Genomic DNA, 24,544 nt, shown 5'->3' with positions numbered 1-24,544 from the left:
CGGCGCCCTGAGATCGCTCCGCCCGACCTACGGTGCCTGGGTGCGCGTGCTCCCCGAACGACTCCCACGACCACCCGCGATCCCGCGGCGCGGCCCGCTGCGCGAGGACGCCTTCCCCAGCCGGCTGCATGACCCGCGGATGGCCGCGCTGCTCGGGATCTGGCTCGGGGTCGCGTTCGGGGTGTGCTTCCTGACCGGGCTGGTCTCGCACTTCATGCAGCATCCGCCGTCGTGGCTGGACTGGCCGGCCCGGCCGGTGTGGCTGTACCGGCTGACGCAGGGCCTGCATGTGGCCACGGGGCTGGCGAGCATTCCGCTGCTGTTGGCGAAGCTGTGGACGGTGTATCCGCGGCTGTGGGAATGGCCGCCGGTGCGCTCGGTGGCGCACGCGCTGGAGCGGCTGACGATCGTCCCGCTCGTCGCGGGCGCCCTCTTCCAGCTCGCGACGGGCGTGGCCAACATCGCCCAGTGGTACCGCTTCCGTTTTTTCTTCACGGTCACCCACTACTGGGTCGCCTGGATCACGATCGGCGCGCTGCTGCTGCATATCGCCGCGAAGGTCACGGTCGTGCGGGCGAACGTCGGGCGTGGCCGGGCCGGCCGCGCGCGCGACGCCGGCGGTCCGGGATCCGATCAGGCCGAACCCGAACCCGAACCCGAGCCCGAACCCGAGCCCGAGCCCGAACCCGAGCCCGAACCCGAACCCGAGCCCGAACCCGAGCCCGGGCCCGAGCCCAAGCCCAAGCCCAAGCCCGACGGTCCCGGTTCGGACGGGCCGAGAACCGGTGAGCCCACCGGCGACGCGGTCGATATTGATCCGCGCGCCGCACCGGATCCGGCGGGGACCGGACTGTCGCGGCGCGGACTCGGGATCGCCGTCGGCGCCGCGGCCGGCGTGATCACCGTGACGAGCGCCGGTCAGTTCGTGCCCGGCCTCGCCTCGCTGGACCTGCTCGGCCCGCGGCGGCCGGATGTCGGGCCGCAGGGTCTGCCGGTCAACAGGACCGCGGCCGCCGCGCGGGTCCGCACGCTCGCCCGCGACCCCGGCTACCGGCTGGAGGTCGTCGGCCCCCGCCCGTACACGCTGAGCCTGGTCGAGCTGCGGGCCTTCGGCCAGCACATCTCGACCCTGCCGATCACCTGTGTGGAGGGCTGGTCGGCGGACGCCACCTGGCACGGCCCCCGGCTGCGGGACCTGCTCGACGCCGCGGGCATCCCGGCGGGCGCGACGGTGCGGGTCGAGTCGCTGGAGAGCCGCGGTGGCTACCGCGCCAGCGAGGTGCGACCGCCGCATGCCCGCGACCCGCTGACGCTGCTCGCCACCGGCCTGGACGGGGCCGACCTCAACCTCGACCACGGCTATCCAGCTCGGCTCATCGCCCCGAATCGGCCCGGAGTCCTGCAGACCAAGTGGGTGCACCGGGTGGTGATGCTGTGAAGCGCAGCGGCGTGCGGCCGACCGTCGGCGCCGTCGTGCGCGGCCTGGTGGCCGTCGCCGGACTGGCGGTGCTCGGGTACGGCGTACACGGCCTGCTGGGCATGCCCCATGCGACGCACCCGCCGCAGGCGGCCCGGTGGCTGATCGGTGGCCTGCTGCTCCACGACCTGGTTGCCTTCCCGGTCACGGCCGCGGTGGGGTTCGTGCTCACCCGGCTGGTGCGCGCGCCGTACCGGGCGGTGGTGCAGGGGACGCTGCTGGCCAGCGTGTCCGTCGCGCTGGCGAGCCTGCCGCTGTGGCGCGGCTACGGCGGCGCGCCGGACAACCCGTCGGTCGATCCGCTGCCCTACGGGAGGAACCTGGCGATCGTCCTCGGCGCCGTGTGGGCGGTCGCCGCAGCCCTGATCGCGATGCGCGCGCTGCGGGCACGGCGCGGGCGCAGGGCCGCACCGGACGGGTCCTGATCCGGCGCGGACCGCGCGGGCGCGGCGCGGACCGCGCGGGGCCGGCGGTGTGCGGCGCGGGCCGACGGCGCGGACGGCGGGGACGGCTGGCGGGGTCCGCGCTGGGCGTGGGCCGGGCGCGGACCCCGAGGGGCGCCGATCAGTGGGCGTTCATGGCCGGCGCAGCGTCGCGAATCGCCTGCCGCCGCCGCGCCAGGTCTCCGTGACGGCCAGTCCGGCGACCGTGGCGGACGGTCCGATGTCGTCGGGACCGACGAACGCCCACGGGAACGTGCCGGACACCCGTCCGTCCGGCCCCTCCAGGCGTACCAGCGTTGCGGCGGACGACGGCCGCGGCCGGGCTCGCAGCTCGACGAGTACCTGACCGGCCGGACCGAGCAGCGCGGCGGCACGGGCGAGCAGCCGTCCGGGGTCGCCGCCGATGCCGATGTTGCCGTCGGCCAGCACGAGCGTCGACCATCGGCCCTCCGCGGGCAGCGGGCCGAAGACGTCGCGGCACAGCGCGGCGGCACCGGCCTGGCGGGCGAGCCGCACCGCGAACGGCGCCACGTCGATGCCGAGCGTGGGCACGCCGCGCCCGGCGAGGGCCGCGGCCAGCCGGCCGGGGCCGCAGCCGATGTCCAGGGTGGGGCCGACGCAGCGCCGCAGCAGGGACGCGTCGCCGGCGGCCAGCCCGCCGCGCCAGGTCGGCACCGGCAGCAGTTCCCGCCGGCCGTCGGGGTGGCGTACCCACAGCCGTCCGTCGGCCGAGCGCAGCGCCGCCTCGTAGAGCGACGTCGGTGAACCGTCCTGCGCACCGGGCCGCGTCCGCTGCGTGGCGTGCCCGGCAGGTGTCGCCACGGTGGTCAACGGCTGGCCAGCGTGGTGGTCCGCCCGGCGGCCGGTGCGGCGCCGGCGGTGGGTGCGGCGCCGGTTCGGATCGCCCGCACGGTGGCGGCGAAGCGGCCGTGCGGGGCGAGCCGGGTGACGGCGTCCGCGTCCGCGGCGGTGTCGACGTCGCGCAGCGTGGGGAGCGTCGCGATGCGCAGGGCGGCCTGGTCCAGGCGGTCCCGCTGCCGGCGCCCGGTGTCCGGCCGGGAGGTGGCGACCCCGCGCAGCAGGCCGCCGTCGGGGCGCCGCAGGCCGAGCGCCCACCACCCGCCGTCGGCGGCCGGGCCGAACACGGCGTCGTGCCGGGTCAGCAGGTCGCAGGCCTTGGCGAGCAGGGCCGGGCTCACCTGCGGGGTGTCCATCCCGATCAGCAGCGCCGGGCCGGTGACGGCGTCGAAGGCGGCGGCGAGCCGGGCGTCGAACGGTCCCGTGGCCTGCGGGAGCATGTCGATCGGCGCGCGCAGCCACGGGCCGGCGGCGCCGTCGAGGACGAGGACGGCCCGGACCGGTCCGACGCCGGGATGGTCGGGGAGGCCGCGCACGGCGGTCAGGGTGTCGGCGATGGCCGCCTCGGCCACGGCCGCCGCCTGGACCGGGGTGAACGGCGGGGTCAGCCGGGTCTTGACCCGGCCGGGGACGGGCTCCTTGGCCATCACCAGCACCGTCACCGCAGCCGTCACCGCAGCCGCAGCCGAGGTCGAGGCCGAGGCCGAAGCCGCCGGCCCGCTCATCGCAGGCTCGCGAGGGCGGCCGTCATGTCCCGGACCGTGCGCGCCGTCCCGAGCGGCGTGCCCGTCACCTTCGACCGGCCGACGCGGGGGTGGTAGTCGACGTCGGTCTCGACGATGCGCCAGCCGGCCTGCGCGGCGCGCAGCAGCAGCTCCAGGGGATAGCCGAAGCGCTGGTCGGTGACCGGCAGGCCCAGCAGGTCGGCGCGGCGGGCGGCCCGCATCGGACCGAGGTCGTGCACCCGCACGCCGCGCCGGCGCAGCCGCCGGGCGACGACCGCGTTGCCGAGCCGGGCGTGCGGCGGCCAGGCCCGCGGGGAGGTGGGGCGGCGACGGCCGAGAACGAGATCGGCGCGCCCGGCCGTGAGCTGGGCGACGAGGTCGGGCAGCTGGGCCGGGTCCAGCGAGGCGTCGGCGTCGCAGACGCAGACCACGTCCGCGTCCGCGGCGAGCAGTCCGGCGTGCACGGCCGAGCCGTAGCCGCGGCGCGGCACGTCGACGACGACGGCGCCGCGCTCGCGGGCGATGCGCGCCGAGCCGTCGCGGGAGCCGTTGTCGGCGACGACGGCCCGGTAGCCGGGCGGCATCCGATCGAGGACCCAGGGCAGCGCCTCGGCCTCGTCCAGGCAGGGGAGCACGACGTCGACCGACGGCGGCTCCTGGTGACCATGCGTGATCATGATCGGGACTCTAGTGACGGCCGGGTGCCACCGACCCTTACCAAACAAGGAAATCCGCTGGTGGAGGGACGTTCTCGTGGCGGCTTCGGCGGAGGTTCTTACGAACCGGTGACGGGGGGCTTCGGCGTCGTCCGGGCGGCCCCACGGCGCTTTAGGGTGGCGGCGTGGCCCGTGTCCTCGTGGTCGACGACGACGCCACTGTGGCCGAGGTCGTCGACAGATACCTGCGCAACGCCGGATTCGACGTCGACCGGGCCGGGGACGGGCCGGCGGCGCTGCGCATCGCCGAGATGACCGCCCCGGACCTGGTCGTCCTGGACCTCATGCTGCCCGGGCTCGACGGGATCGAGGTCTGCCGGCGGCTGCGCGCGCGGGGTCCCGTTCCGGTGATCATGCTGACGGCGCGCGGCGAGGAGGACGATCGCATCGCCGGGCTGGAGTGTGGCGCGGACGACTATGTGACCAAGCCGTTCTCGCCGCGCGAGCTCACCCTGAGGGTCAGCTCGGTGCTGCGGCGGGCGCACGAGCCACCGCCGCCCGGCGCCGGCGTGCTGCGCGCCGGTGCCCTCGTCGTCGACGCCGCGGCCCGCACCGCGACCCGCGACGCCGCCCCGCTCGCGCTCACCGTGCGCGAGTTCGACCTGTTGGTGTTCCTGCTGCGTCACCCCGGCCGCGCCTTCAACCGCGCCGAGCTCCTCGAACAGGTGTGGGGCTGGACCTACGGCGATCCGTCGACGGTCACGGTGCACATCCGCCGGCTGCGGGAGAAGATCGAGGACGATCCGACGGCCCCGCGGCTGCTGGTCACCGTGTGGGGCGTCGGCTACCGGTACGACCCGCCGGTCGGAGCCCGGCCCGGTTCCGCGCGGCAGCCGCGCACGGCCGACGGGTAGGCGCGGCCTGGCTGCTGGGGAGGGGAGTCTGACGTGAGCGAGCAGATGCAGGTCGTCGGGATCGCCCTGGCCTGCTCGACGGTGGCCGCCCTGTCCGGCGTGCCGCTGCTGCGGCTGCTGCGCGGCCGGTCACTATGGGCAACGGCTCTTGTGCTGTGCGTCGTACCGATCCTCGCGGTCGCGGCGGGGGTCGTCGGCACGGCCCGTGCCATGTTCCTCTCGCGCCACGACCTTCGGGTCGTGCTGATCGTCGTGGCGGTGTCGGCCGTGGTCGCGTCCGTGGCCGCGATACGTCTGGGCGGGCCACTCGTGATGGCGACTCGACGGCTGACCAGCGCGGCGGACACCCTGGGCGACGGGTTCTACGAAGGGGCCGGCCGCGCGCCGACCGCCGAGCTGACGGCGCTCGCCCGCACGCTCGACGCGACCCACGTCCGCCTCGTCGAGGCGCGGGAGCGCGAACGTGCCCTGGAGGCCAGCCGGCGTGAGCTGGTCGCCTGGATCAGCCATGACCTGCGCACTCCGCTGGCCGGCATCCGGGCGACCGCCGAGGCACTCGCGGACGGCATGGTCCCGGACGCCGCGACGACGGCGCGCTACCACCGGCGGATGCTCGCCGACGCCGAACGGCTGACCGGCATGGTCGATGACCTGTTCGAGCTCGCCCGGCTCCAGGCCGGAGCACTCCAGCTGACCATCGAGAAGGTGTGCCTCGCCGACGTCGTGTCCGACGCCGTCGCGGTCGTCGATCCCATCGCCCGCGCCCGCGGGGTCACCGTCGCGGGCCGCGCCGACGACGCCGTCTACGTCGACGCGGACGCCGCCCAGGTCAGCCGTGCGCTGATCAATCTGCTGGTCAACGCCATCCGCCACACGCCCGACGACGGAACGGTCGAGGTCCGGGTCGAGCGGGGTCGCGCCGCGCGGCGGGCCACCGGGGCGGGCACCGCGGTCGGCGGCCGGGCGATCGTCGCGGTCGCCGACCGGTGCGGCGGCATCCCCGCCGAGGATCTGCCCCGGCTGTTCGACCTCGGGTTCCGGGGGGAGAGCGCGCGCACGCCCGGGGAGGGCGGCGACCATCCCCACCAGCCGCGGGTGCGCTCCGGCATCGGGCTCGCGATCGTCCGCGGCATCGTCGAGGCGCACGGCGGCGACGTCACCGTCCACAACCAGCATGGCGGCTGCCGGTTCGTCGTCGCGCTCCCCGCGGCCTGACACCAATCTGACTCCGGCCTCACCGGGGTCTGTCGGAGGCCTGGTCGCGGCTTGATCGTGGCCCGACCGCGAGCGGCTGCCCGGGCTTCCGCGGCTCGTAAGATCTGGCGGTCCGGGGCGCGGCTAGCGTCGCGGGCATGCGGGTTCTTGTCACCGGCGGTGCCGGTTTCATCGGTTCCCACGTCGTCGACGTGCTGGTCGAGGCGGGGCACACCGTCCGGATCCTCGACGCGCTGCTGCCGGCCGTGCACCGCGTCCGGCCCGTCCTGAACGACCAGGCGGAGTTCATGGTCGGCGACGTCACCGATCCGCCCACGGTCGCGTCGGCGCTCGACGGGATGGACGCCGTCTGCCATCAGGCGGCCATGGTCGGCCTCGGCGTCGACCTGGACGACCTGCCCGCCTACGCAACCCACAACGACCTCGGCACCGCCGTGCTGCTCGCCGCGATGGCCCGGCGGGGCGTCGAACGTCTCGTCCTGGCCAGCTCGATGGTCGTCTACGGCGAGGGCGGATACCGCTGCGCCGTGGAAGGACCGGTGCGGCCCGGCCCGCGGCGGACCGCCGACCTGGACGCCGGCAGGTTCGAGCCGCCCTGCCCGCGCTGCGGGCGGCCGTTGCTCTCGACGCCCGTCACCGAGGACGCGCCGCTCGATCCGCGCAACGTCTATGCGGCCACCAAGGTCGCCCAGGAGCATCTCGCCGCCGCCTGGGCCACGGCCACGGGCGGCAGCGTCCTGGCACTGCGATATCACAACGTCTACGGCCCGCGCATGCCCCGGGACACCCCGTACGCCGGCGTCGCCGCGATCCTGCGCAGCGCCCTGGAGCGCGGCGAGCCGCCGCGGGTCTTCGAGGACGGCTGCCAGCTGCGCGACTTCGTCCACGTCCACGATGTCGCCCGCGCCAACCTGGCGGCGCTGCGCCACGACGCCGCGCCGGGCCGGCTCGTCGCGGTCAACGTCGGCTCCGGGCAGCCGCACACCGTCGGCGACATGGCGCATGCCCTGGCCGGCGCCTTCGGTGGACCCATGCCCGTCGTCACCGGCCAGTACCGGATCGGCGACGTCCGGCACGTCGTCGCCTCGTCCGACCGTGCCCGCGACCTGCTGGGTTACCAGGCGACGGTGTCCTTCACGGATGGGATGGTCGCCTTCGCGCGCGCCCCGCTACGCCGGTGACGACGAGCCGGTGACCCGGTCGTCCCGGTCATCGCGGCCGCGCAGGAATCCCGCGTTGCCGCAGGCGGTGAGCAGGGCCGCGCCGTCCGCGGACAGTTCGTCGACGGTGCCCTGCCGCAGGTCCTCCGGCAGCGCCTGGCCGAGCTGGGCGAGTGTCTGGTAGGTGGAATCAGCCTCGAAGGCGGCCTGCAGCAGCAGCGCGATGCCGCTGAAGCGGTCGTCGTTGCCGGGGCTCGCGCCGCCGGGGGAGGCGGCGCTGAAGCGGTCCCGGGCCCGGCTGGCGGCCGCGCAGCCGAGGGCCGCGTCGGCCTGGGCGGACGAGCGCGTGACCGTCGAGGGCAGCCGCAGATCGCGGCAGGCGGTGACGGTGGCCTCCGTCGCGGATGCGAAGTCGCGGACGTCGAGGGTCTGCAGATCGTCGTCGAGCCGTTCGGCCGCCCAGCCGACGGGCCCGAGCCGCGGGTCGGATCGCGCCGCCGCACTCGCGAGTCCGGCGGCGCCCTGTAGCCGGTGGACCGTGGCGGCGGGCAGGGTGTCCGGATCGTTCAGGTCGGCGGTGGGGTCCGGCAGGTCCGGTCCGGCGCGGGCGATGACGGTGCAGGCGGCGGCCGCGTCCGCCAGCGACGCCGTCTCGCCGGGGGAGGGCGACGTCGCGAGATCGCCGGGGTTCGCGTCACTGCCTCCGCAGCCGGCCACCATCGCCATGATCGCCGCGCACACCAACGCCAGCACGATGTGCCGGATTGAGACCATATGCGCATTATTGCCACATCGCGCTCGGTGGTGAGTCTCCGTACTGGTACGGAGGTAGCCGGCGCGCCACCGCGGCATCGTCGAGACGAACCGGGGCGGCACCGACGAGGGATCTTGCTCGGCCCGATGCGGCCTCGGGGGGACGCGTCGGACCGGGCCGGCTCGGCTTCCCGATCGGCGGTGGCGTCACCTGGCCGGGCGTGCTGGCGCTTGCCATCTCCCATGCCGCGGGACACCCGACAGTGCCCTTCACCGACGGGATGACCGCCTTCGCCCACGCCCCGCTGCGCGGGTGAGGACCCGCGCCGACACCGCCCACCCTACACATAGACGTCGAACCCTTTGACATCTATGTAACGGTGGGTAGACTTCTGCTCGTGGGTCCATCGCGAGTGCCAATCGGGCTGCAGTTGACGCGCTCGGCGCGGGTCGTGCGCCGTGCCTACGACGAGGCGTTGGCGGAGGCGGGTGGGTCGCTGCCGATGTGGCTTGTGCTGATGAACCTGACGGCCCGAGCGCGGGCCAGTCAGCGTGAGCTGGCGGCGGCGGTGGGGATCCGGGAGGCGACGCTCACCCACCATCTGAATGCCATGGAGGCCCAGGGCCTTCTCACGCGCACGCGTGACCCCGACAACCGCCGGGTCCACCTGGTCGCGCTCACCGACGCCGGGGCAGCCGCGTTTCTCCGCCTGCGGGCCGCGACGGTGGCCTTCGACGGGCGACTTCGCCGGGGCATGTCCGACGAGGAGGTGGCGGCGGCGGGTGCTCTGCTCACCCGCCTCGTCGCCAACGTGGGCGACACGGGGGACACCCAGGCGGAAGAATCCGACTTCGGAAGTGAAAGGCGAGGTTCATGAACCGCTCCTATCTTCGGCCGTCCTGGCCGGCGCGAGTGATCGGTGGCCGGATGGCACGGCTGTTCCAGCCTGCCGTCGTCCACACGCTCACGGTTCCCGGCCGCGTCACCGGCCGCCCGCGCAGCATTGCCGTCGCCGTTCTGGAGCATGCCGGCGAGCAGTACCTGGTTTCCGCCTACGGCGACAGCGAATGGTCCCGCAACATGCGTGCCGCCGGCCACGCGCGGCTGCGTGACCGCAGTGGCACCCGCCTGATCGAGACGGCCGAGGTTCCGCCCGAGGAACGCTCTCCCCTGCTTACGGAGTATCTCCGGAAATACGGCCGCTTCCCGACCGTCCAGCGCAGCTTCGACACTCTCCCGGACTCGGCTGATCACCCCACCTTCCGTATCGTGAGCCAACGTCCGGCGTAGCCGGGTGAGGTCGCCGGGCCGGCCGGCCGAGATCACCGAGCGGGCCAGTGGGGGAGGCGGTCGGTCAGGACGTTGACGGACGGTCCACGCGATAGACGTAGTGCAGCGGATCGTCCACCGGGTTGTCGGGTGTGAGGGGCCCCTGCCCGACCCGGCGGAATCCGGCCTTCTCCAACGCGCGCCAGGACGCCCGGTTGGAGGCCACGATGGGCACCATCACGCAGCTGGCCTCCGGATGGTCGGACCAGATTCTCGCGACCATCGAGGCGATCATTCTGGGGCCCAGGCCATGGCCGGTCAGCTCCGGCTCGCCGATGAGATAGTCGATGGTCATGACGCTGGCGGGAAGCTCGACGAGGGGGGCCAGTTCGTCGAAGTAATGCGGCTCGTCCGCGATCCGACATCGCTGCACCAGCCCTACGGGCGCCCCGTCGAGCAGGGCGAGGAAGTCCTCCGAGTGATCCTCGCCGCGCGTCGCGGGGCCGAAGTCGCGGTGCACGGCCTCGACGGTGGTCTCGTGGTTCCACCACCGGGCCACGTGTGGCCGCTCCAGCCACGTCCGCAGCGTCGGAAAGTCCGACTCCTCGAGTCGCCGCCAACTGATCATCCTGCTCCGCTCCGGGTAGGTCCGTCGTGCCGTGTGGTCGGCCTGCGTGGGCCTGCGTGGTGGGCCTGCGTGGTGGGCCTGACGAGGAGAACGCTGCCACGGGTCCGGGGCGGGGTGTACCGAATTTTCCGGGCGCACATCGGTGGCTGCCGATCCCTCCCTCCTTCCTGGGAACGAGAGGTCCCTGGTTCCCAGGAAGGAGGCGGAGTCGCGGGTGGGTGCCGGATACTCGGCCGGGAACGGTTCGCTGGTGCACTCCGCCGCCTTCGAGCGTCAGACGACGGCGGCGCTTGCGGTGCACAGCATCGCCGACCGACCTGGCCGGCCTACATCGTCCCGCGGCGCGCGACGATGATCTGGAATTCGCCCTCCCGGGTCGTCGACGCGCCACGGGACGGCGAACGCGCCGCCTGGAACGGCTGGGACTTCCCTCCGCTCGGCGGCTGAACGCTCCCGACGGCCGGCCTGCCGGCGGCTGTGCGCCCACGGGCGCGGCTGCCCGCCGGCCGTCCGGGTGCGGTGCTCACGGCGCGGCCGTCCGATGGCGTATCGCCGCGCGCAGGCGGAGGCGGGTCGACGCCGACTGGGTGGAGTGGATCGGCTGGCAGCTGTGGCAGGCGGGATAACCGTGCCGCAGGCATTTCCAAAAGTCGGCGAAAGGGTCCCCCGGCGATCGCCCGTGTCCTAGGGTCAGGCCCGCGCCCGCCGGACCAGCGTCGGCCCGGTGGCCGCGTGCCGCTGTCTCGTCCGATGGGGGGACCTTGTGAGCCACGCCGTCCAGCCGCAGCCGGCCGACACCTCTCCCGCGTATTATCGCCGGGATTTCCGGTCATTCTCACTGGGCACCGAGGAGGAACTCGTCGGTGCCGCCGCCGAAGTCAGCGCGGAGCAGTACCGGGCCATCGTCACGGGTGCTGCCGTTCCAGACGTCCGGACTCCGGACAAGGTTTTCGGACTGGTGGGGGAGGTGGGCAGTACGGAGGTGCTGGTCGAGATCACCCGGGATCTCCCGGACCGGGCCGCCCCGAACACCTTCAAGATAGAGCTCCGCACCACCCCGACCGAACGCAACGACGATGCCGGCTGGCAGCGGCGGACCGCCGCCCTGGGCGTCACCGTCGACGCCCTGTGGACCCTCCGGGACGGTCCCCTGCAGGACGGGGAGTTCGACGGGTTCCAGCTTCGGGTGCTCGACAGCGACTACATTCTGCGCCTGGGCGCGGAGGTGCCCGACGCGGACATCCAGGCGACCGTCGGTATTCCGGTCGAGCAGATCTGTCTGAACCTCTCGACGGCGGACGTCGGCGCGGGAATCATGCATCCGCTTCTCACCGTCACCTGGTATGAATCGCGGTTCGAGGACGACCCCGCCGTCGCCCACCACGGCCCGACCGACCGGCGGCGCTACGCCTTCGTGATGTCCGCGATCCTGAAGTGCGCGAAGATCCTGAAGGCGAACCGGATGAATCCCGAGACCGCCACCGCGAAGAACGCCTGGGGCGTTCTGCCGCGCAAGCCCCTGTTCCCGCTGCTCGCCCTGCTGCCGAGCGTCGAGGACGCCATCGCCGCCGCGAACGCGATCGCGGGTTACGCCATGCCGGACTGGCCGAACGCGCAGGCCACCGTCATCGACCAGGACGCATGGGCGGCCGCGAAGATCCGCATCCTCGGCCGTGACCTGCTGGCCAGCATGAAGACGGGCATCACCATCGGCGGCAGCGTGGGCATGACCTTCGAGTACCGCTCGCCGGACCGGCGGGACGTGCGCTTCGCCGGCCGCTTCTGGCGTCGCCCGACCGACTGACCAGCCGTTTGGCGGCGAATCAGGCGGGCATCGACCGATCGGTTCGGACCGCGCGTGAACGTTCGGACCCCGCGCGGTGTTTCGGACCATGCGTGGAAGTTCGGACCACGTGTGGCGGTTGGAGGAAGGGAGACGGAAGGGAGACGGCAATGACCCAGCCGGCGGATGCCCCGGCGGTCCCACCCGACGATCCGGCACCGAACCGCTTCGGCCCGACCAGAAAGGCCCGCGCCCATGAGCGAGGATGACTTCAACGCGCGCACGATCGCGGAGTTCCGCGCCAACCACGGCCAGGTCGGCGGCGGCTTCGCGGGAGCCCCTCTGTTGCTGCTGCACACCGTCGGCGCGCGCAGCGGCGAGCCGCGCGTCAATCCCGCGATGTACCTGAAGGACGGCGAGCGGTACCTGGTGTTCGCGTCCAAGGCGGGCGCCGACTCCAACCCCGCCTGGTACCACAACCTCAAGGCACATCCCGACGCGCGGATCGAGGTCGGCGACGAGACGGTCGATGTCCACGCCGAGGAGATCACCGGCCCGGATCGCGACCGGTTGTACCAGCGCCAGGCCTCCCTCTACCCGGGTTTCGCCGATTACCAGAGCGAGACGACCCGCACCATCCCCGTCGTCGCCCTCACCGCCCGAGGCGCCTGACCAGGCGAGCCGTCTGCCCCAACGAGCCGTGTGCCCCAACGGGCACCAGCGAGCCACCCGGCGCCCGAGGCCGTGGTTCGGCCCTCCCCGCCCGGGGCCGGACCACCGGTCCGCGCCAGCCCGACATGATCGTCTCCAGCGGCGACACACCGACGTTCGACGGCTGCCACCGCCCCGTAACGGCGGCGGCGGACAGTCGGGGAGCCGGCGCGGCCCGCGCCGCCACCCTGGCTCGCGAAGGCGGGTAAAGCTCTGAACGGGAACGGGAACGGGCGGGAGGAAGCGCGCCGGATGCGGACGAACCGCCCTGTGGACGTGCGCCGTCACGTTCATCGGCACGCCTGGACCCGCGGGCGGATCGCGCACGACGCCTGACGTCGCACGTCGCACGTCGCACGTCGCACGTCGCACGTCGCACGTCGCACGTCGGTCGGCCGACGGCCGACGTCGAGGAGACGCACGGCTTGTTCCGCCGATCCCGCCACCGCGCGCCCGCAGGCCCGCGGTCCTCATCCTGCCGAGGCCCCATGGTTCACGCCCTCCACGCCCTCCACACGCCCGCCTTCACGCCGACACCTCCCGTGGCGTCCCCGCCTGCGCTGCCGTCGGACTGCACGTTCGACCCGGCCGACTGGGCGATCCTCGCCCGGCACTGGTACCCGGTCGCGCTGTCCCGCGAGGTCCGCGACCAGCCGGTCGCGGCGCGGCTGCTCGACGAACGGCTTGTCATCTACCGTGCGGGCGAAGAGGTCGTCGTCGCCCGCGACCTGTGCCCGCACCGCGGCGCGCCGCTGACCCTGGGCCGCGGCGACGGCGAGACGATCGCCTGTGCCTACCACGGCCTGCACTTCGGCGCTGCCGGCGCCTGCGTCGCGATCCCGGCGCATCCGAGCGCGAAGATCCCCGCCCGCATGACGCTCACGACCTTCCCCACCATCGAACGCTACGGCCTGGTCTGGACCTGCCTGCGCCCCGACCGGCCCGCGACCGCCTCGCCGGACCCGACCGGCCAGCCGGGCACGAACATCCCGTCGGACGTGGTGATCCCGCGGATGCCGCACTGGGACGAGCCCGGCTTCCAGCGGGTGACCTGTCCGCCGTTCGACGTCGCCGCGTTCGCCGGCCGTCAGGTGGAGGGCTTCCTCGACGTCGCGCACTTCGCCTTCGTGCACACCGACACCTTCGCCGACCCGGACAACGCCGAGGTCCCCGACTACACGCCGACACCCACCGAGTACGGCTTCGCCGCCGACTACTGGAGCACCGTCGCCAACTACCCGCGCGGCAGCGGCCTCGAGGCGCCACCCGGGTTCCGCTGGCTGCGCCACTTCGACGCGCACCTGCCGTTCACCGCCACCCTCGTCGTCCACTTCCCCGAGGGCGGCCGTCTGTCGATCATGAATGCCGCGTCGCCGGTCTCCGCCCGCCAGACCAGGATGTTCGCGCCGATCGCCAAGAACTTCGCCACCGACCAGCCAGAACAGGCGGTCTACGACTTCAACCTGCGGATCTTCGAGGAGGACCGGGCCATCGTCGAGGCCCAGCGCCCCGAGAACCTGCCGCTTGACCCCCGCATCGAGGTCAACATCCCCGCCGACCGCAGCTCCGTCGCCTATCGCCGCGGCCTGCGCGCGCTCGGCCTGAGCCACTTCTTCACCGCCTGACCCACCGCCAGACCCACAGCCAGACGACGGGAAGGCCCGCGCCCATGAACCCGATCAGCACCCTCGCCGTCACCCTCCCCACCTGGGTCGACGACGAGGTCCGCGCCGCCGGCACCGCCCTGGACGGACCGGCGGCCGTCGTGATCCCCGACGTCGAGGACCGGATGCGCCTCGCCCACCGCCTCGCCGCCCGCAACCACCAGGAGGGCTGCGGCGGCCCGTTCGCCGCCGTCGTCGCCCGCCCCGACACCGGCGAGATCCTCGCCGCCGGAGTGAACCTCGTCCTCGCCACCGGCCTGTCGACGATGCATGCCGAGGTCGTCGCCCTGTCCATCGCCCAGACCCGCCTCGGCACCTGGGACCTGAGCGCCGCCGGCAGCCCCGTCGAGCTCGTCGTCAACTGGCGGCCCTGCGTCATGTGCTACGGCGCCGTCATGTGGTCCGGCATCCAGGCGCTGACGATCGCTGGCGAGGGCGACGAGATCGAGCGGCTCACCGGCTTCGACGAGGGCCCCATGCGCGACGACTGGGCCGAGCAGTTCGAGCGCCGCGGCATCACCGTGCGCACCGACATCCTGCGCGACGAGGCCCTCGCCGTCTTCGCCGCCTACGGCAACCGCGACGACGTCACCGTCTACAACGCCCGCCGCGGCCCGATGCCGGGCTGATGTCGGGCCTCGGGGGCCGACGCAGGCCGTCGGGCGCGCAGCCATGCCCCGGCGGTTCGCATCTGCACCGAGGTATAGCGGAAGCTATACTCGCCGAGTGGCTGGTCGACAGTGGGACGTCTACCTCGTCAACGAGGTGCGTGGCTGGATCGACTGCTTGGACGCGGAAACGCGTGCACGTGTCGTGCAGGCCATCGACCTGCTTGCGGACGTCGGGCCGGGGCTGGGTAGGCCGCTCGTCGACACGATCAGCGGCTCATCAGTGCCGAATCTGAAGGAACTCAGGCCCGGTACGGTACGGATCCTCTTCTGCTTCGACCCGTGGCGCGCAAGCATCCTGCTCGTCGCCGGGGACAAAGCCGGTCAGTGGAACGCCTGGTACGCGGAGGCGATCCCGCTCGCGGAGCAACGGTACAAGACCTACCTGGTGGAACGCGGTCAGGAAGAGGGCGATCGACGATGAGTGGTTACACGCGGTGGTCTGACGTGCGGGCCGAGCAGGTTGCCCGCGTCGGTGGGGAGGAAGCGGTCGCTGCGGGCAAACAGGAGCTGCTCGCCATCGCAGTGGGCCACCGGCTCGCTGAGGTGCGGCGGACACGAGGGCTTACCCAGCAGCAGGTGGCCGAGCGAATGGGGGTGACCAAGGGCCGGATCTCCCAGATCGAGCAGGGCTCGCTCTCCGGTCAGGACGTGGTCGCGAGATACGCCGCCGCGCTTGGAGGCCGTCTCCATCAGGCGATCTACTTCGAGGACGGAGACATCGCCGCGATCGCGTGACGCTCGCCAGCGGCGGCACCGTCACACAGACGAGTCGATCTGGTCGAGCCAGGCGTGGAAGACAGCGCGGGCGCGGGCGGCGAGGTGGGGGCCGTGGCGGTGCGCGTCGGCGCGGAGTTCGCGTGGGTCCAGGCCGTGGGTGGCGAGTTCGTGGGCGTGGCCGATCAGCCAGCGTTCGATCTGGGTGTGATCGGCTTCGAGGTGGAACTGAAGGCCCAGCACGGACGGTCCGGCGGTGAACGCCTGGTTGGGGAAGCCGGGTGTCTCGGCGAGCCGGTCGGCGCCGGGCGGGATGGCGAACTGGTCACCGTGCCAGTGCAGCACCGGGCCGTCCCCCAGCGCGGCGAGGACGGAACCCTGCCCGGCCGGCGTGAACGTCAATGGCGAATACCCGATCTCCACCCGGCCCGTCGGCGTCACCTCGGCACCCAGCGCATGCGCGATGATCTGCGCTCCAAGACATACGCCAAGAGTGGGTCGCCCACGTTCCAGCCGTGCGCCGACCGCCCTGATCTCGTCGCCCAGAAACGGGTACTGACAAACGTCGCCGACCCCGACAGGACCACCCAGGACGATCACCAGGTCGGCAGCCAGGAGCTCCGCGTCCGTGATGGCATCCACGCCCGCGTCGACATAACGCGCACGGTACCCGCGCGCTTCCAGCAAAGGCCCGAGAATCCCGAGATCCTCGAATGGCACGTGCCGCACCGCGACCACGCTTCCGGCCCTGGCCTGCACGCTCACCCGCGCACCCCCGCCTGCTCTCGCCAACCGTGCGCCGTCGCCAGGCACCGCCCCGGTGGTGGGGTCCCCGACCCGCAACCCTACGACGGCCCCGGCCGGTGGCCGCTCCGTCTGACGCCGCAGTGCCATGGGACCGCACTCCCTTGCACCCAGGGCGAGTACTCGCACGTGGCCCGGGATCACAACACCGAACGCGGTCGCGGAGGCCGGCTACTGCCGCGCGTGCGTTCCGCGGAACGCGGCGCTGACGCCCGCCCGGCGGGCTAGCCCGCGTCCTGAGTTGTGATCTTCGGCGGTGTCGTCGCGGTGCCGGTGATGGCCGCGTTCCGGCATGATCGCGGCGGTCCGTGTCGCACAATCTGGGCAGATCGGGCACGCCACGTCGAATCAGCGACACGGGGCCGCTGTCCCACGCACGTGTCTTCCCACCCGTGGGAAGCCCGCCCGTTATGCCGCTTACGGGAACCGCCGACCCCGGCGTCGAGCTGGCCGTTTCGGGTGGCGGTCGCAGTGAGTGTGGTCACCGGCCGGGGAGTGCCGGGCTGGGGGGAGCCTGTGTCCTTCTACCGGGTTGTTTCCAGGACCTTGATCGTGACGACAATTTGATCGTGACGGCCGTCTCGTGGCGGGCGTCGGGCTTTTCGCTGGTTCCGGGCGCGCGATTCTTCTCGGGCCATTCATAAAGGGCGTGACGTCGTCGTGCCGTTGATGTGCCGCGCCCGTGCCGCTGCCGGAAATCTGCGGCACCGTGAGTCAGAGCTGTCGTATACGCGCCTTTCGGGGGTCGCCCGGAGAGGCTGGAGATAGGGTGCTTTCGTGTCTCCTGTGGGGCCTGGCGGGCGCCAGGTTTCCCGTCCATTCCTTTTCCTGCCGTGACCAAGGGGAGTCAGTGAACGGTCCGTCGACTCGTGTCTCGGTCGGCCTTCGCGATGCGGGTGTCCAGGTCCTTGTCGTCGGTGGTGGTGGCGACAGGCCAGGTGATCGCGTCGCCACGGTCGTTCAGCGCAGCGTTGCGGCACTGGCGGGGGAGATCACCGGGCGGTGCGGTGTGCCAGTCGGTGCGCTGGCCACGCTGGCCGGGCCGGCGGACACGGCCGAGGTCTGCCGTGCGGTGGCCCGGGTCGCGCGGCGGGCCCCCACGGCCGTCCTCGTCTATCTGGTCGGCGCGGTTGACCAGATGCCGCCAGGAGCCGCCGGTGTCGGTGTCGGCGCCCAGATGGTGTCCTCCGTGCTCGCGGTGCTGGGAAGCATGGACGTCAGCCGCAGCCTGCTCGTGGTCGACACTTTCGGCGGCGCACCGGGCCTGGAAGACAACGACAACGAGAGCGCCGCCGGTCGTGGACGGACGGAGCTGCTGGTCTCGCGCGCCGCCAGCGCGGAGCGGTTCGCCGCGGCCGCCCTCACTCCGCTGACCGCCGAGCTGCGCCACCTCCTCGTCAACGGCGATCCGGCCAGCGGAGCGAACCTGACCCTCGGCGGCGTCAACCGGCGGCTGGCGGACATGCTGGCCGAACGCGGCCAGGTCGCCGCCACCCTGGCGCCCGCGGCGTGGTCGGACGACCTGATCCTGGCCCGCAATGCCGCGCACACTCCGCCGTTGCTCGTCCAGGAGGCACCCGCGACGCGGATCCTGCCCGACTTCGAGTCGCCAGGAGGCCCAGGCACGATTCCACTCACCCCGCCCCCGCCCGACCCCGCCGGCACACACCCGCCCGTCCCGACCGCCGTGGTCTCCGCCGACTCCGCGCTCGCAGCTACTCCAGCCGTGCCCGTGCCCGTGCCCGTGCCCGTGCCCGTGCCCGTGCCCGTGCCCGTGCCCGTGCCCGTGCCCGTGCCCGTGCCCGTTCCCGTGCCCGTCAACCCGGTCGTTGCGGCGGCCCACGCGTTCCCGGACACCCAGATCGTGCCGGCGGCGTCGGCGGTAGAGACGGTGCAGGTCTGCCCCTACCCGGGGCTCGCCTCGTTCGACGCGTCGTCCCAGCAGTGGTTCCACGGGCGGGAGCGCGCGACGGCCGATCTGGTGGGCCGGCTCGCGTCTCGGCTCGATGGTGCCGGGCCGCTGGTGCTGGTCGCCGCGTCGGGGGCGGGGAAGTCGTCGCTGCTGCGCGCCGGGCTGCTGCCCGCGCTGGCGCGGGGTGGGCTGCCGGGGTCGGCGTCCTGGCCGCAGGTCGTGGTCACGCCGACGGACCGCCCGATCCGCGAGCTCGCGAGGCGCACCGCGCGGGTGCTGGGCCTGCCGGCGGCGATGAGCGTGCTGCTCGAAGGCGCCGTCGCCGACCCCTACCGGCTCACCGGGATGCTCGCCGAGCTGCTCGACCGGTCCGAGGGCGGCCGCGAAGGGGGCCGTCGCCTCGTGGTCGCCGTCGACCAGTTCGAGGAGACGTTCACCCTCTGCGCCGACGAGGCGGAACGGGATGCTTTCATCCGCGGCCTGTGCGCGGTGGCCCGCGGCTCGGGCCAGGGCACGCCGCCGGCGGTGGTGGTGCTGGCGGTGCGCGCCGACTTCTTCGCGTCCTGTGCCGCCCATCCGGATCTGGTCGACGCGTTGCAGTCGGGGCAGTTCGTGGTCGGCCCGATGACCGCGAGCGAGGTGCGGGAGGCGATCGTCGAGCCGGCGCGCCAGGCCGGCCAGCGGCTCGAACCGGGCCTGGTCGAGGTGATGCTGCGCGACCTCGGCGCCGAGGCGGCGACCAGCGACGTCGTCGCTGATCCCGGCTCCCTGCCGCTGCTCGCCCACGCACTGCGGGCCACCTGGCTCGCGCGCGAAGGCGACACTCTCACCGTCGCCGCCTACCAGCGCATCGGCGGCCTGACCGGCGCGATCGCCCAGACCGCCGAGGAGATGTACGCGGCGCTGGACGCGGACGGCCAGCGGCTTGTCTGGCCGCTGCTGATGCGGATGGTGCGGGTCGGCGAGGGCGGCGACGACACCCGCCGGCGGGTGTCGCGGACCGAGTTGCTCGCCCAGATCGGCGATCCGGCGGCGCCGGTGGTGTTCGACGCGCTGGTGCGGGCCCGTCTCGTCGAGGTGGACGCCGACACCGCGCAGATCGCCCATGAGGCGCTGCTGCGGTCGTGGCCGCGGCTGCGGGAGTGGATCGATCTGGACCGGGCGGGGGCGCTCGCCTGGCAGCAGCTCACCGAGGCGTCGGAGACCTGGGAGCGCAGCGGCCGCGACCCGTCCTACCTGATCTCCGGCACCCGGCTGGCCGCCGCCCGCGACTGGGTCGAGACCGGCGAGCGTCACGCGGGTCTCGGCGCCGGGGCGCGAGAGTTCTACGACGCGAGCAGCGACCGGGAGCACGGCGAGCAGCGCGCCGCGGCGGCCCGGACCCGCCGGCTGAAGATCCTCGCCGCCGTGCTGACGGTCCTCGCGCTACTCGCCGTCGGCTCGACCGCCTACGCCTACGACCAGCGTTCGTCCGCCGACCAGGACCGGGACCGGGCGCTGTCGCAGTCGATCGCCGCCCGCGCCGACAAGCTGCGCCCCCTCGACCCGAGCCTCGCCGCGCAGCTCAGCCTGGTCGCCCACAACGTTGCCGACACCCCGGAGGCGCGCACGGCGGTGCTCGCCGCGGCGACGGTGACCCGCCAGATCGGCGCCCACACCCTCCCGATCGGCGCGGTCGCCTACAGCCACGACGGGAAGCTGCTGGCCACCGGAGGCGACGACCACGCGGTCGTACTGTGGGACGGCACCGACAAGAACCGGCAGGGCCCGCTCGGGCGGCTGCCGGACGTGGCCCACGGCGGGCACGCCTTCGCGGTGAAGTCGGTGGCGTTCAGCCCGACCGCGCCGGTGCTCGCCACCGGCGGCTCCGACGGCCAGGTCAAGCTGTGGGACGTGGCCCGCCCGTCCACCCCGCGGCTGCTGGCCACCCTGCCGCCGGCGCCCGACCACCGGGAGGTCTACGCCCTCGCGTTCAGCCCCGACGGGGCGATGCTCGCCACCGGCGGCTACGGGACCACGGTGGTGCTCTGGGACGTCACCCGTCCGGCCACCCCGGTCCGGTCGGGGGCGCTGGCCGGCCACACCGACGTGGTGCGGGCGGTCGCCTTCACCCCGGACGGGCGGCACGCCGTCACCGCGTCCGCCGACGGGCACGCGGCGGTCTGGGACGTGACGAACCCGTCCGCGCCCCAGTTGCTCGCCGGGCTCGTCGACCCGAACGCGCCCTCGGGCCCGAACCTGCCGGGGATACTCGCCGTCGCGGTCAGCCGGGACGGCCGCGGCGTCGTCACCGGCTCGGAGGCGGGCGTCATCAGCCACTTCGACATCTCCCAGCCGGCCGCGCCGGTGCCGGCGAAGACGGACGTGGCCGCGTCGATCACCGTGACCGGGCTCGCCTACCTCGACGCGACCAACGTCATCGCCACCACCAGCAGCGACGCCGCCTTCATCGTCGATCCGGCCCGCTCGTCGTCGGTGCTGACGTCGATCACCGTCGGCTGGAACACCTGGGCGGTGGCGGTCAGCCCCACCGACGCGACGATCGCGATCGGCGCCGAGGACGGGGTGCTGCGGCGCACACCGTGGACTGGTCTGATCGCCAGCCACACCGGGTCGATGCAGGCCGGCGGCACCTTCTTCCACAGCCGGATCCTGGCCACCGGCGACGACGCGGGCGAGCTCGCGCTGTGGCGGATCGACGGCGAACGCCACGTGACGGAACTGTCCTCCGTGGAGGCGCACGACGGCAGCTTCAGCGGCCTCTACTGGATCGCGGTGCGCCCGGACGACCAGGTGCTCGCGACCTCCGGCGACGGCGGCATCAGGTTCTGGGACGTCGCCGATCCCGCCCATCCACGGCAGACAGGCAGCATCATCGAGAACGACCGGACGGGCCACATCATCGAGTTCAGCCCGGACGGCCGCCTGCTCGCGGTCGGCAGCGGCAACGACATCGCCGTCTGGGACGTCTCGGACCCGGCGCACCCGGTCTCGCTGGCCCACAACAACTCCGCGCACCGCACCGACGCCGTCCTGGAACGCATCGCGTTCTCTCCCGACGGCACCCTGATGGCCAGCGTCGGCACCGACCGGCAGATCATCCTCTGGGATCTGCGCCGCCGCGGCCGGCTCACGATCGACAGCCGTCTCGGCGGATTCGCCGGTAAGATCAACGACATCGGCTTCGCCCCCCGAGGCCGCACTCTCGCCGCGGGTGGTGACGGACGGGTGGTCTACCTCTACGACCTGACCAACCCGGCCCGTCCCACTGAGATCGGCCGGCTGGCCCCGCACAACGGCGCCATCCTCAAGCTGCGCTTCAGCCCCGACGGCCGGACGCTCGCCACCGGAGGCGCGGAGATCCGGCTGTGGGACGTGTCCAACCTGCGCGCGCCAAAGCCGCGGGGCGACTTCCTCACCGGCTTCGACACCTGGGACCTGTTGTTCACCGCGGACAACGCCGATCTGGTCCCCGTCCTGCACGAACCGGCGATCGGCCTGCTCGGTCTCGACGTCGACCGGCAGGCGAGCATGATCTGCGCCGCTGCCGGCGACCCCATCACCCGGGAGGAATGGCGGCGCTACCTGCCCGACCTGCCCTACCGCCCGCCGTGCCGATGACGCGGATGACGCCGATGGCGAGGCGGGTTCGGTGACGCTCGACTTCACCCGGATCGAGGCCGCGCTGCCCGACTACCGGATCCAGGGCATCATCGGGCACGGCGGCTTCGGGCTCGTGCTGGCCGGCCAGCACCGTTACCTCGACGAACGCCAGGTCGCGATCAAGATGCTGGTCGGCGAGTCGGACAACGCCGACGGCCAGACCCGCTTCCGGGCGGAGGCGCGGCTGCTCGAACGGCTCGCCCATCCGCACATCGTCCGGATCTACAACTACACCGAGCAGAACGAGCTGCGCCTGCTCGTGATGGAGCGGCTCGGGGAGACCCTGCGGGCCCGGGCCCGAACCGGTCTGAGCGCCGACCAGGTCGTCGCGGTCGGGCTCGCGGTCGCGGCAGCGCTCGAACGAGCCCACGAGGAATCGGTCTTCCACCGCGACATCAAGCCCGACAACATCCTGTTCGCCGCGGACGGGCAGCCGAAGGTCACCGACTTCGGCATCGCCAAGATCCTCGAGTCGGCCGCCGCCACCGCCACCATGATCGGCACGCCCCGCTACATGGCCCCGGAGCAGATCACCCAGAGTGGTATCGGCCCCGGCTCGGACCTGTACGCGCTCGGCGTCGTCCTGTTCGAACTGCTCACCGGCGAGACGCCGTTCCCCCGCGAACCCGGCTCCGCCGAGCTGGCCGACCGGCTGACCCGCGCCGAGCCCCCGCCGATGCCGTCCGCGCCCCCCGGCATCGCCGCCGCCGTCCGCCACACCCTGGCCGGGAACATCGACGACCGCCCCCCGTCCGCCCGCGCCTTCGCCGTGGAACTCGCCCGCGCCGCGGCCGACGCCTGGGGCCCCGGCTGGCTGGACCGCTGCCCGCTGCCCCTGCACCTCCCCCAGGAGGTCCGCGACGCCGCCCAGACGGGAACCCCGCCGACGGGAGGCGGCGCCCAGGGCGGTGATGCCGACGCGGGCCCCTGGGCGGACGAACCGGCGACGATCATCGCCCCCTGGATGGCCGTCGACCGCTCCCACCCGTCCGCCTCCGCCCCACCCTCCCCGCTCTCCCCGGCACCCGTTCAGCCCGCCCCGGCACCCGCTTCGTCCTGGCCGCCGGCCGGCCCGCCCGTGACCCCTGCGTCGGCGGGGGCGTGGCCGCCGGCTGGTTCGGCCGTGACCCCGTCGTCGCCCCCCGCCGGGCTGGCGCGACCGGCGGGTCCTCCCGCCAGCGCACCGCCGTCCCCCGCGGGACCAGCGGCCGGCCATCCCATGACCCCATGGCCGGCATGGCCGGCATGGCCGGCAGGGCCGGCAGGGCCGGCAGGGCCGGCGGGGCCGTCGACACCAGCACCGGCCGGGCCCACCGTCGTGACGCCGACCGGACTGACCTCGCGGCCACCCGCCGCACAGACCCCGCCACCGCCGCCGCCACCGTCGGGCGGGCGGACCCCGCAGCCCGGCCGGCTCACCCCGCGCCGGGCGCTGTTCGGCCGAGGCCGGTCCCGGCGGCCGGCCGCCGCCGGCCAGGGCGGTGCGCCGGTGACGGTGGCCCATCCCTTCGGCCTGGCGATGGCACCCGACGGGTCGCTGTTCGTCTCCCAGCCGCTGCATCACCAGGTCAGCCGGATCTCCGGGGACGGCACGGTGGCCGTGTACGCGGGCAGTGGGCACGCCGGTCTCGCGGGCGACGGCGGCCCGGCGACCACCGCCGAACTGAACTCCCCGTACGGCATCGCGGTGGACGCGCACGGCGCGCTGTACATCGCCGACCACTTCAACAACCGGATCCGCCGGGTCGGCCCGGACGGCGCGGTGAGCACCTGGGCCGGCTCCGGACTGGCCGGGCCACCGCTGGCGCCGAGCGTGCGGGTCGCGGCGGCGCACCTGGCGCTCAACCGCCCCCGCTCCCTCGCCGTCGGCGCCGACGGCGTGCTGTATATCGCGAGCACCGACAACCATCAGGTGATCCGGGTCTACCCCGACGGTGTCGGCGAGCTGGTCGCCGGCTGCGGCGAATCCGGCCTGTCCGGCGATGGCGACGCGGCGGTGCGGGCGCGGCTGTCGGGGCCGCACGACGTCGCGCTGTCGGGCGGCGGTCTCGTCATCGCCGACACGAACAACCGCCGGGTCCGCTTCGTCGACCCCACCGGCCGGATCTCCACTCTCGCCGGCACCGCGGCCGGCGGCCTCGGTGGACCGTCCGCGTACGGCGACCCCTCGGGACCGGGACCGGGCCGCCGGACGGACGCGACCCGCGCGGACCAGACCGACATCGGCCGGCCCTCCGCCATCGAGGCAGGTCCCAGCGGCCTGATCGTCGCCGACCCCTACCAGCATCGCGTCCTCGCGATCACCTGGGACGGGCTGGTGCGCCCCCTCGCCGGTGGCGGCCGCTCCGCCGCCTCCGTCGACGGCACACCGGCGGTGATGGCAGGCCTGGACGGCCCGCGCGGCCTGGCGCTCGCCCCCGACGGCTCCGTCTACATCGCCGAGACCGGCCGCCAGCGCATCCGCATCGTCTCGCCCTCCGGCGTCCTGACCACCCTCACCGCCTGACCCGCCGTCGTCCGCGC

The 24,544-nt window shown here is 73.6% G+C and carries 21 protein-coding genes; 15 read left to right on the top strand and 6 right to left on the bottom strand.

The genetic code is table 11. The features are described from left to right. Window positions 1–40: 40 nt before the first annotated feature. The gene (locus tag AC6EXY_RS07325) at window positions 41–1,438 is read left to right on the top strand and encodes a molybdopterin-dependent oxidoreductase (RefSeq protein ID WP_423748171.1); all 1,398 of its coding nucleotides are present in this window, start codon (window positions 41–43) and stop codon (window positions 1,436–1,438) included. Beyond that, on the top strand, window positions 1,435–1,902 hold the full coding sequence (locus AC6EXY_RS07320) for a hypothetical protein (protein WP_243408111.1): 468 nt from the start codon (window positions 1,435–1,437) through the stop codon (window positions 1,900–1,902). The genes AC6EXY_RS07325 and AC6EXY_RS07320 overlap by 4 nt, the downstream gene beginning before the upstream one ends. 150 nt (window positions 1,903–2,052) lie before the next feature. Here the strand turns inward: AC6EXY_RS07320 and AC6EXY_RS07315 are convergent, their stop codons facing one another. The 3 genes from AC6EXY_RS07315 to AC6EXY_RS07305 form a co-directional block, all read right to left on the bottom strand. Further along, window positions 2,053–2,742: a class I SAM-dependent methyltransferase gene (locus AC6EXY_RS07315; protein WP_115538038.1), complete on the bottom strand. Its 690-nt coding sequence runs from the start codon at window positions 2,740–2,742 to the stop codon at window positions 2,053–2,055. Between the two features lie 5 nt (window positions 2,743–2,747). Then, window positions 2,748–3,425: a TIGR04282 family arsenosugar biosynthesis glycosyltransferase gene (locus AC6EXY_RS07310; protein ID WP_101835930.1), complete on the bottom strand. Its 678-nt coding sequence runs from the start codon at window positions 3,423–3,425 to the stop codon at window positions 2,748–2,750. A gap of 74 nt (window positions 3,426–3,499) precedes the next feature. Further along, a complete protein-coding gene (locus tag AC6EXY_RS07305; RefSeq protein WP_101835836.1) occupies window positions 3,500–4,180 on the bottom strand; it encodes a glycosyltransferase family 2 protein in 681 nt (226 codons plus the stop codon). 164 nt (window positions 4,181–4,344) lie between these two features. On the opposite strand from AC6EXY_RS07305, the gene AC6EXY_RS07300 reads away from it, so the two are divergent. From AC6EXY_RS07300 to AC6EXY_RS07290, 3 genes are all read left to right on the top strand, one after another. Further along, window positions 4,345–5,073 (top strand): response regulator transcription factor, encoded by a 729-nt coding sequence (locus AC6EXY_RS07300; protein WP_101835834.1) that lies wholly within the window; start codon window positions 4,345–4,347, stop codon window positions 5,071–5,073. A 33-nt stretch (window positions 5,074–5,106) separates the two neighbouring features. Beyond that, window positions 5,107–6,288 (top strand): sensor histidine kinase, encoded by a 1,182-nt coding sequence (locus tag AC6EXY_RS07295; protein ID WP_101835832.1) that lies wholly within the window; start codon window positions 5,107–5,109, stop codon window positions 6,286–6,288. Between the two features lie 137 nt (window positions 6,289–6,425). Continuing rightward, window positions 6,426–7,469 (top strand): NAD-dependent epimerase/dehydratase family protein, encoded by a 1,044-nt coding sequence (locus AC6EXY_RS07290; RefSeq protein WP_101835830.1) that lies wholly within the window; start codon window positions 6,426–6,428, stop codon window positions 7,467–7,469. Here the strand turns inward: AC6EXY_RS07290 and AC6EXY_RS07285 are convergent. Then, entirely contained in the window at window positions 7,458–8,222 is a 765-nt protein-coding gene (locus AC6EXY_RS07285) for a hypothetical protein (protein ID WP_101835828.1), read from the bottom strand. The two genes, AC6EXY_RS07290 and AC6EXY_RS07285, sit on opposite strands and share 12 nt — an antisense overlap. Before the next feature lie 392 nt (window positions 8,223–8,614). On the opposite strand from AC6EXY_RS07285, the gene AC6EXY_RS07280 reads away from it, so the two are divergent. Then, entirely contained in the window at window positions 8,615–9,079 is a 465-nt protein-coding gene (locus AC6EXY_RS07280) for a MarR family winged helix-turn-helix transcriptional regulator (protein ID WP_243408110.1), read from the top strand. After that, on the top strand, window positions 9,076–9,492 hold the full coding sequence (locus tag AC6EXY_RS07275; RefSeq protein ID WP_101835827.1) for a nitroreductase family deazaflavin-dependent oxidoreductase: 417 nt from the start codon (window positions 9,076–9,078) through the stop codon (window positions 9,490–9,492). The genes AC6EXY_RS07280 and AC6EXY_RS07275 overlap by 4 nt, the downstream gene beginning before the upstream one ends. Window positions 9,493–9,556: 64 nt before the next feature. Here the strand turns inward: AC6EXY_RS07275 and AC6EXY_RS07270 are convergent, their stop codons facing one another. Next, window positions 9,557–10,099, bottom strand: coding sequence for a GNAT family N-acetyltransferase (locus AC6EXY_RS07270; protein WP_101835826.1), 543 nt, complete (start codon window positions 10,097–10,099; stop codon window positions 9,557–9,559). Window positions 10,100–10,862: 763 nt separating this feature from the next. On the opposite strand from AC6EXY_RS07270, the gene AC6EXY_RS07265 reads away from it, so the two are divergent. The 6 genes from AC6EXY_RS07265 (at window position 10,863) to AC6EXY_RS07240 (ending at window position 15,663) form a co-directional block, all read left to right on the top strand. Continuing rightward, the gene (locus AC6EXY_RS07265) at window positions 10,863–11,903 is read left to right on the top strand and encodes a hypothetical protein (protein WP_101835825.1); all 1,041 of its coding nucleotides are present in this window, start codon (window positions 10,863–10,865) and stop codon (window positions 11,901–11,903) included. A gap of 234 nt (window positions 11,904–12,137) precedes the next feature. Then, complete coding sequence (locus AC6EXY_RS07260; RefSeq protein ID WP_101835824.1) at window positions 12,138–12,554, top strand: nitroreductase family deazaflavin-dependent oxidoreductase; 417 nt, start codon at window positions 12,138–12,140, stop codon at window positions 12,552–12,554. A gap of 581 nt (window positions 12,555–13,135) precedes the next feature. Beyond that, window positions 13,136–14,218: a Rieske 2Fe-2S domain-containing protein gene (locus tag AC6EXY_RS07255; RefSeq protein WP_243408108.1), complete on the top strand. Its 1,083-nt coding sequence runs from the start codon at window positions 13,136–13,138 to the stop codon at window positions 14,216–14,218. A gap of 44 nt (window positions 14,219–14,262) precedes the next feature. Further along, on the top strand, window positions 14,263–14,886 hold the full coding sequence (locus AC6EXY_RS07250) for a nucleoside deaminase (protein ID WP_101835822.1): 624 nt from the start codon (window positions 14,263–14,265) through the stop codon (window positions 14,884–14,886). 97 nt (window positions 14,887–14,983) lie between these two features. Next, window positions 14,984–15,349, top strand: a complete 366-nt coding sequence (locus AC6EXY_RS07245) for a type II toxin-antitoxin system RelE/ParE family toxin (RefSeq protein WP_101835821.1) — start codon at window positions 14,984–14,986, stop codon at window positions 15,347–15,349. A 23-nt stretch (window positions 15,350–15,372) separates the two neighbouring features. Beyond that, window positions 15,373–15,663 carry a helix-turn-helix domain-containing protein gene (locus AC6EXY_RS07240; protein WP_499816903.1) on the top strand — a complete coding sequence of 97 codons (291 nt, stop codon included), beginning with the start codon at window positions 15,373–15,375 and terminating at the stop codon, window positions 15,661–15,663. A 21-nt stretch (window positions 15,664–15,684) separates the two neighbouring features. Here AC6EXY_RS07240 and AC6EXY_RS07235 read toward each other — a convergent pair whose 3' ends face one another. After that, entirely contained in the window at window positions 15,685–16,407 is a 723-nt protein-coding gene (locus tag AC6EXY_RS07235) for a glutamine amidotransferase (protein WP_207770578.1), read from the bottom strand. Between the two features lie 1,048 nt (window positions 16,408–17,455). On the opposite strand from AC6EXY_RS07235, the gene AC6EXY_RS07230 reads away from it, so the two are divergent. Next, window positions 17,456–21,979 carry an nSTAND1 domain-containing NTPase gene (locus tag AC6EXY_RS07230; protein WP_499816902.1) on the top strand — a complete coding sequence of 1,508 codons (4,524 nt, stop codon included), beginning with the start codon at window positions 17,456–17,458 and terminating at the stop codon, window positions 21,977–21,979. 31 nt (window positions 21,980–22,010) lie between these two features. Then, window positions 22,011–24,527 carry a serine/threonine-protein kinase gene (locus AC6EXY_RS07225; RefSeq protein WP_499816901.1) on the top strand — a complete coding sequence of 839 codons (2,517 nt, stop codon included), beginning with the start codon at window positions 22,011–22,013 and terminating at the stop codon, window positions 24,525–24,527. The last annotated feature ends 17 nt before the right edge of the window (window positions 24,528–24,544 follow it).

The sequence above is a fragment of the Frankia sp. RB5 genome (assembly GCF_059816245.1).
This window is presented reverse-complemented; position numbering and strand designations above follow the sequence as displayed.

Excerpts from the sequence above, each read along its gene's own strand:
- AC6EXY_RS07310 (WP_101835930.1), bottom strand. The coding sequence starts at position 3,425 with ATGGCCAAGGAGCCCGTCCCCGGCCGGGTCAAGACCCGGCTGACCCCG.
- AC6EXY_RS07305 (WP_101835836.1), bottom strand. The coding sequence starts at position 4,180 with ATGATCACGCATGGTCACCAGGAGCCGCCGTCGGTCGACGTCGTGCTC.
- AC6EXY_RS07290 (WP_101835830.1), top strand. The coding sequence starts at position 6,426 with ATGCGGGTTCTTGTCACCGGCGGTGCCGGTTTCATCGGTTCCCACGTC.
- AC6EXY_RS07285 (WP_101835828.1), bottom strand. The coding sequence starts at position 8,222 with ATGGTCTCAATCCGGCACATCGTGCTGGCGTTGGTGTGCGCGGCGATC.
- AC6EXY_RS07275 (WP_101835827.1), top strand. The coding sequence starts at position 9,076 with ATGAACCGCTCCTATCTTCGGCCGTCCTGGCCGGCGCGAGTGATCGGT.
- AC6EXY_RS07270 (WP_101835826.1), bottom strand. The coding sequence starts at position 10,099 with ATGATCAGTTGGCGGCGACTCGAGGAGTCGGACTTTCCGACGCTGCGG.
- AC6EXY_RS07260 (WP_101835824.1), top strand. The coding sequence starts at position 12,138 with ATGAGCGAGGATGACTTCAACGCGCGCACGATCGCGGAGTTCCGCGCC.
- AC6EXY_RS07250 (WP_101835822.1), top strand. The coding sequence starts at position 14,263 with ATGAACCCGATCAGCACCCTCGCCGTCACCCTCCCCACCTGGGTCGAC.